This window comes from Pseudoduganella sp. jia 9 (assembly GCF_055502615.1).
Genome location: NZ_JBUPWE010000040.1, coordinates 1 through 7,511, shown reverse-complemented (window position 1 = coordinate 7,511; position 7,511 = coordinate 1). Strand labels below are relative to the sequence as shown.

At 61.4% G+C, this 7,511-nt stretch carries 4 protein-coding genes and 1 rRNA gene; 4 read left to right on the top strand and 1 reads right to left on the bottom strand.

Going from position 1 to position 7,511, the window contains the following annotated elements; translation table 11 throughout:
• Positions 1–96: 96 nt before the first annotated feature.
• From rrf to rtcA, 4 genes are all read left to right on the top strand, one after another.
• Positions 97–209, top strand: a 5S ribosomal RNA gene (gene rrf, locus ACY34H_RS29985).
• A 452-nt stretch (positions 210–661) separates the two neighbouring features.
• Entirely contained in the window at positions 662–2,572 is a 1,911-nt protein-coding gene (locus ACY34H_RS29980; protein ID WP_464981048.1) for an esterase-like activity of phytase family protein, read from the top strand.
• A gap of 51 nt (positions 2,573–2,623) precedes the next feature.
• Positions 2,624–3,856 carry an RtcB family protein gene (locus ACY34H_RS29975; protein WP_464981047.1) on the top strand — a complete coding sequence of 411 codons (1,233 nt, stop codon included), beginning with the start codon at positions 2,624–2,626 and terminating at the stop codon, positions 3,854–3,856.
• 4 nt (positions 3,857–3,860) lie between these two features.
• The gene (rtcA, locus tag ACY34H_RS29970; protein WP_464981046.1) at positions 3,861–4,898 is read left to right on the top strand and encodes an RNA 3'-terminal phosphate cyclase; all 1,038 of its coding nucleotides are present in this window, start codon (positions 3,861–3,863) and stop codon (positions 4,896–4,898) included.
• Here rtcA and ACY34H_RS29965 read toward each other — a convergent pair.
• The gene (locus tag ACY34H_RS29965; RefSeq protein ID WP_464981045.1) at positions 4,876–6,927 is read right to left on the bottom strand and encodes a TonB-dependent receptor family protein; all 2,052 of its coding nucleotides are present in this window, start codon (positions 6,925–6,927) and stop codon (positions 4,876–4,878) included. The two genes, rtcA and ACY34H_RS29965, sit on opposite strands and share 23 nt — an antisense overlap.
• Between the last annotated feature and the right edge of the window lie 584 nt (positions 6,928–7,511).

The window sequence follows — 7,511 nt, the reverse complement described above, 5'->3', positions numbered from 1 at the left end:
TGCATTTACTCTTTGATGAGAGTTACCCTCGCTTTACTTCTTCCGGATTGAGATCGATTGCTGCTCCATCGAGAGCAATCGATCGTACAAGTCATGCCTGATGACCATAGCAAGTCGGTCCCACCCCTTCCCATCCCGAACAGGACCGTGAAACGACTTTGCGCCGATGATAGTGCTGCAACCAGTGTGAAAGTAGGTTATCGTCAGGCTGTTATATAGAGAAACCCCCGTCCAGTGAGCTGGCGGGGGTTTTTCGCATTTGAACGCATGCTTTCCTGTGTGCCGCGGACTGGGCTGCAGGCCTCGGTTTTAGTGCTCCGCCGGGCATTGCCCGACGTCACTCTGGTGGGCTTTTTTCATTTGTGCTTCATATTTTGCATTACGCCTCGGACTTAGAGCTCGGTCCCGGGTTTTAGTGCTCCGCCGTGCACTGCCCGACGTCGCTCTGGCGGGGACTCAAGCCTTGGTGCTCAGGTTTTGAAAAAGCTTCCTGTCATCGCCAGGTCATGCCGGTCTCATAGACTGCGCCTTTTCATTCGAAGAGGCCCGCATGAAGCTCCCCCATCTTTCGCTGTTATCCCTTGCCGTTTTACTTGCTGCATGTGGCGGCGACAACGATCCGCCAGCTGTTACTGCTCCTGCGAAACCGCAGGTCAGCGGTGTGTTTCTCGACGGTGCGGTCGAGGGCGCGGAGTATGTGGCGGGGACAGCGGCGCGAGCGATAACGGGTAGCAAGGGCGAGTTCACGTGTACCGAGGGCGATACGGTCAATTTCACGCTCGGCGGTATTTCACTGGGCAGTACCGCGTGTGCTGCGACAGTCACCCCACTGCAACTGGCCGGCGTCACCGGCGTCAATGACATCAAGGTCATCAATCGCCTGCTCGCGCTGCAGTTGCTGGACGACGACGGCGATCCCTCGAACGGCATCCGGATTTCAGGCGATGCACGTGCCGCGCTGGCTGGCAAAAGCCTCGACTTCACCCAACCTGCCGCCACTTTCGACAAGACGCTCGCTACGCTGCTGGCATCCGCGGGTGCAAAATACGCCGTCCGTACGATCGATGACAGCCGCCGCATGCTGGTTCGCGAACACTTCGAAGATACGCTGGCATCGAAGCTCAACGCGCCGGCTGTCGAGAAATTCGTTCAAGGCGCGGTCGAGGTCAGCGTCACGCGTTACCAGATCCAGGCCGAAGGCAAGTTCCACATTCCTTACGAAGGCAGCAGCAAGGCAAAGGAAGACTTCCCGCTTGGCTTCCTGCCATCGTATGGCTCGGCGCTGGCATTCAAGGGTACCAACGCCAGCGGCGACCTGGAATTCTACGGCCTGACCGACCGCGGACCCAATGGCGACGGCCCGAATGTGCCATCGCTCAGCGGTTCCGCAACGACCGGCAGCAAGATTTTCCCGTCGCCGTCGTTCGCGCCATCGATCGGCTTGATCACCGTCGGCAAATCGGGAGCGGTGCTGAACTCGGCCATGCCGATCAAGGCTTCCGCTACGGTCAACGCCAGCGGGTTGCCGATTCCGGAAGGTTCGCTCGGCAATTCCGCCGAGATCCCGGTCATGGATGCGATGAAGTTCGATGCAGCCGGCAAGGCGAGGTTCGACGCGAACGGCATCGACAGCGAAGCAGTGGCGTTCGACAAGGCACGCAACGCACTGTGGATTTCGGACGAATACGGCCCATTCATCGTCAAGGTCGATGCCGCCACCGGCATCATCCTGAACAAATATGCGCCGGGTACCGGGCTGCCGAAGATCTTCGCCAAGCGCCGCGCCAATCGGGGGATGGAAGGCCTGACGCTGGACAGCAGCACCGACAAACTGCATGGTTTCCTGCAAAGCCCGCTGTCCGACGGTAGTGCCGCCTATGCCGTCACCGGAAAGAATGAACAGGTCGAACGCTTCGCGCGTTTCACCCGCTGGGTGGAATTCGATCCGAAAACCGGCGCGGCAACGAAGATGTACGCCTACCCGATCGCGGCCGCCGACTACCAGGACGGCCGTACCGGCAACGCGAAACTGGGCGACGTGGTCGCGCTGGGGAATGGCAAGTTCATCGTCATCGAACAGGGCGCTGATCCGGCAGGCAAAGTGTTCAACAAGCTGATGCTGGTTGAAACCGGCGGTGCGACCGATATAGCCGCTGCCCCGTTCAATGCCGACACATCCGATCTCGAAAAGAGCTCGATGTCCGGCGCGGCCGTCAATGGCGCGGACTGGTCGAAGGTGGTACCGCTGAAGAAGACACAGTTGCTCGACCTGAATGCCATCGGCTGGCTGGCCGAGAAGGCCGAAGGCCTTACCGTCGTCGATGCGAGCACCCTGGCGATCGCCAACGACAACGACTTCGGCCTGAAAACAAAAGTCTTTGCACCATCCGGCGAGACAGTGGCCGATGCCGACGTTACCAAGTGCAGTGTCGATGCCGCCGGCACGATCGTTACCGGTGCTGCGCCAGGCTGCAATGCCGCTAACACGATCCGCGTGGCGCGGGGTACCGATGCCGAACGGCCGAGCCGCCTGTGGCTCCTCAAGTTCGGCAAGGCGCTCAGCAGTTACTGATCGTGTGCGCCGCTCCTGCCGGATCGCACATAATGCCGGCAGGAGACTAGCATGAGCACAGATTACGACACCATGGAAGTGAAGGGCGGCCGGCCAGTCAAGATGTGGACGCATGGCGTGCCCGTTGAGCCGGAGGCGAAAGAGCAACTGGTGAACACGGCGAAGATGCCCTTCATTTACAGGCACATCGCGGTGATGCCCGATGTCCACCTGGGCAAGGGTTCGACAATCGGCAGTGTCATCCCCACGCTGGGTGCCGTCATACCGGCCGCGGTCGGTGTCGACATCGGCTGCGGCATGATGGCGGCAAAGACCACGCTGACGGCCAACGACCTGCCCGACAATCTGGGCCCGCTGCGCAGTGCGATCGAAAAGGCGATTCCTCACGGCCTGTCGCCTAAAACCCGCGGCTTCAAGGGGCGCGATGCGGGTTCCTGGCAGGACCCGCCTTCCGCCGTCGACGCCGCCTGGTCCCAACTGAAGGACGAGTTCGACGTCATTTGCGCCAAGACGCCGAAACTGCGGCATACCAACAACTACAAGCACCTGGGTACGCTAGGCACCGGCAATCACTTCATCGAAGTCTGCCTCGACGAGCAAGGCGCCGTGTGGCTGATGCTGCACTCCGGTTCGCGCGGCGTCGGCAACGCGATCGGCACCCACTTCATCGAACTGGCACAGCAGGATATGCGCACCCACCTGGCCAACCTGCCTGACCGCGATCTCGCCTATCTGAAGGAGGGCACGCAGCATTACGACGACTACGTGGAAGCAGTGGGCTGGGCGCAGAAATTCGCCCGCATGAATCGCGAGGTCATGATGCAGAACCTGGTCAAGGCCGTTCGCAGCGTCATCCGGAAACCGTTCGAGACGCATGTGGAAGCCGTCAATTGCCATCACAACTATGTGCAGAAAGAGCGTCACTTCGGCCAGGACGTGCTGGTGACGCGCAAGGGCGCCGTGTCGGCCAGGGCCGGCGAGCTGGGCATCATTCCTGGATCGATGGGCGCGCGCAGCTACATCGTGCGCGGCAAGGGTAACGAGGACAGCTTCACCAGTTGCAGCCACGGGGCGGGGCGCACGATGAGCCGCAGCGAGGCAAAGCGCCGCTTCACGCGCGAAGACCAGGCGCGCGCGACCGAGGGCGTCGAATGCCGCAAGGACGAAGGCGTGGTGGACGAGATCCCGATGGCCTACAAGGATATCGACGCCGTGATGCATGCCCAGCGCGATCTGGTCGAAGTGGTGCATACGTTGAAGCAGGTGGTCTGCGTGAAAGGATGATGCAATGATCGAGCTGGACGGCTCAACGGGCGAAGGCGGCGGGCAGATTCTGCGCTCGTCGCTGACGCTGTCGATGATCACCGGGCAGCCGTTCCGGATCCGGAACATCCGCGCCAACCGGCCGAAGCCGGGCCTGATGCGGCAGCACCTGATGGCGGTGCGGGCTGCCGCAGCAATATGCAACGCGGACGTCAGCCATGCGGAAGTGGGCTCCACCGAGCTGGCCTTCACGCCGCGCTGCATCAAGGGCGGCGTTCATGAATTCGCCATCGGCACCGCCGGCAGCGCGACGCTGGTTCTCCAGACACTGATCCCCGCACTGCTGCATGCGGATGTGCCATCGGTAGTGAAGGTCAGCGGCGGTACCCACAATCCGAAAGCGCCACCGGCACACTTCATTGAGCATGCCTACGTGCGGATGCTGCAGGCAATGGGGGCCCAGGTCGACTTCGAGTTGAAGCGCTTCGGTTTTTATCCAAACGGCGGTGGCGAAGTATGTGCCGCCATCTGGCCATGCGCGCAGTTGCGCCAGTTGCATTTGCCGGAGCGCGGCACGCTGAGGGCAGGGCGGGCCGACGCCTACGTGGCAGCGATCCCGCTATCGGTTGCGCAGCGCGAGCTCGAATGCATCGGCAAGGCGCTGCACTGGCGGAACGACCAGCTGTTCTCGCATCCGCTATCGAACGACCAGGGGCCGGGTAACGCGCTGCTGATCGTGCTGGAAAGCGAGCATGTGACGGAGGTGTTTTCGTCGGTCGGCGAGAAGCGCCGCCGTGCCGAAGACGTGGCCGGTGATGCGGCCCTGGAAGCAAAGCGCTACCTGGCATCCGGCGCCGCGGTAGGCGAACACCTGGGCGACCAGCTGATGCTGCCGCTCGCGCTGGCCGGCGGCGGCAGCTATACACTCGATCATGTGTCGCAGCACGCGATCACCAATGCGGAAGTGATCGCCCAGTTCCTTCCCGTCCACGTGACGTTCGAGGCAGGGGAACGGTACAGCACCTGTACCGTCAACAGCATCAGAACAGATACTGCGCGCTGAACCCCGCCTGCCAGTTGCGGCCCGGCGCCGCTTCGTAATAGCGTTTATTCGCTTCGCCCACGATGACCGAACCGACGTAGCCCTTGTCGAGCAGGTTGTTCAGGCGGACAAACTCCTTCAGCCGCCAGCCGCCAACCGGCTGCATGGCCGTGAAGCGCAGGTTGAGCAGGCCATATCCCGGCGCGGCTTTTTCCCGGTTCGTATCTTCCGCATAGACCTTGCCGTTGGCAAGCGCCTCGATCGCCGCGCCATAGCGGCCGTCAGCGTCCTTCCACGCCAGTTCTCCATAGGCGTTGGTACGCGCGACACCAGGCATGCGGCTGCCCTCGGCCACGTTGCCGAACGCCTGGTCGTAGACGGCACGCAAGCCAGTCAGCGCGGCGCGGGCCGAGAATCCGCCGGCCCAGGATGAGTCGACCGATACTTCGATCCCCTGGCGCAGCGTCTTGCTGGCGTTGCGGTAGCTCGTGCGGCCGCCACTGGAGGTATCCACCACCACTTCGTCGCGCGTCCGGACTTCGAACAGCGCTGCGTCCACGCGGGTGTTCCCGCCCAGGCGGATCTTGGTGCCGGCTTCCACGTGCATGCTGCGCGCCGGACGCAGCCTGTAGTTGAAGCCATCGCCCGAACCCGAATAGAACATCTCGTTCAGCGTCGGCGTTTCAAAGCCGCGCGCGGCGCTGACATAGACGTTGAGGTCGGGCGTCACTTTGTACAGGGCGCCCAGCACCGGCGTAGTGCGGGTGAACGTGAGATCGCCGCTGTCGTTGCCGTTGCCGAGGAAGCGGTCGTCGACCTCGACCTTCACCCGGCTGTGCCGCACGCCGGCAGTAAGGCGCCATGGCCCGCTCTGCCATTCCGTCTGCACATAAGGATCCACGTTCGAGACGACATCTTTCTCGTCGCGACGCAATGCGCCTTTGACACCGAGCTGAGTTCCGGCAAAATTCTCGAAGCCCTGGCGGTCGTCCGTCGAGCGGTCGTAATCGAGGCCGGCGGTGGTGCGCAGTACGCCCTGGTCGAATCGGCGGACATCCGTCCAGTTGATGGCCGCGCCATAGAAGTTGCGATCGAAGTCGATCACGCCGCCGGAATGCGTCGCCGGCGCCTGGAAGCCGCGCGAGAAGGACTGGTACTGCACCACTTCGCGATTGCCGCCGTACGCCATCAGATGCAGGCGATTTTCGCCGAAATAAATATCGTAGCTGGCACCAGCCTGCTGGTGATCGATGCTCTTGCGGGTGTTATAGCGATCCGCATAGGTGCGTTTCGTCGTTTCGGTATCGGTGGGATCGATCTCGCCGGCGCGCGGGTCGCGCTCATAGGTCGCCCACTGTACGCCGAGCGGGTCTTCCGTATCTTTCTGCCGCAGGCTGCTGGCCACCAGCGTCAGCTTGCTGCGGGAGTCGGGCGCCACGGTCAGCTTGGCGAACTGCTGGTCGCGGCGCGCCGCGCTGTGGTCGCGGTAACCGTCGGTCTCGAAGCGGGAGACGTCGACGACGTAGCCGATCTTGCCCTCGCGCCCCTGTGTACTCAGGTCGACCTTGCGCTGGCCATCGCTGCCGGCCATGACAGACATTTCAGCCGATGCCGGCTCCCTGCCGTCTTCCGTGAACAGCTGCACGACGCCGCCGGAGTGGTTTCCGTACAGTGCGGAGAACGGACCCCGCAATACCTCGATGCGCTGCGCACGGTCCAGGTTGAACGTTGCCGCCTGGCCCTGGCCGTCCGGCATCGTTGCCGGAATACCGTCGGCAATCAGGCGCACGCCGCGTACGCCAAAGGCGGAACGGGTACCAAAGCCGCGTGACGAGATTTGCAGATCCTGGGCGTAGTTCTGGCGGTTTTGCACCACCAGGCCAGGTACTGCGACCAGGGATTCGGAGGCATTCACGCGCAGTTGCGCGTCGCGAATACGGCCGGCATCGATAACGTCGATTGCGGCCGGCAATTCGAAACTGGCATGTTCCATCCGGCTAGCGGTGATGACGACCACATCGGCCAATTGCTCAGCCGCAGTGGCAGCCACGGAATAAACCGCGCATAACGCGGCACAAATCTTCAGAAGGGAGGGAGGTTGCATGGATGAGCTCGCAAAAGTTGCTAAGTACTATACCTTGTCGTTAAAAATCGCGTCGCTGGGCTTGCGAAGCGGTTTGCCGTTTGCTATAGTTCCGTCCCTGCCGCAACGCAGACGTGAAAACGAAACGATGCGACAGGTAGTATGAATCGCTGACGCAACATTGCGATACAAACTGAGGGGTTGACGAGCTGCACGAAACATCGCATAATCTCATCTCTCTGCTGCTGACAAACACAACGATTTGTCGCGGGGTCGAACGAAAGTTCACGGATCCGCAGCAAGCCTTCAAGGGCAGAATTCTTTAACAATCAACAGTCGATAAGTGTGGGCGTTTGATGTGATGTGCCCCGGACTTCGGTCCGGAAGCTCAAAATATATAGCATCAAACGCTTACACAAGAAATAAACGTAATCATCTTCGGATGATTCGTCAGTATCTTGAGTGAGTGACCCCGACAGCAATGTCGGACAACAGAGATTGAACTGAAGAGTTTGATCCTGGCTCAGATTGAACGCTGGCGGCATGCTTTA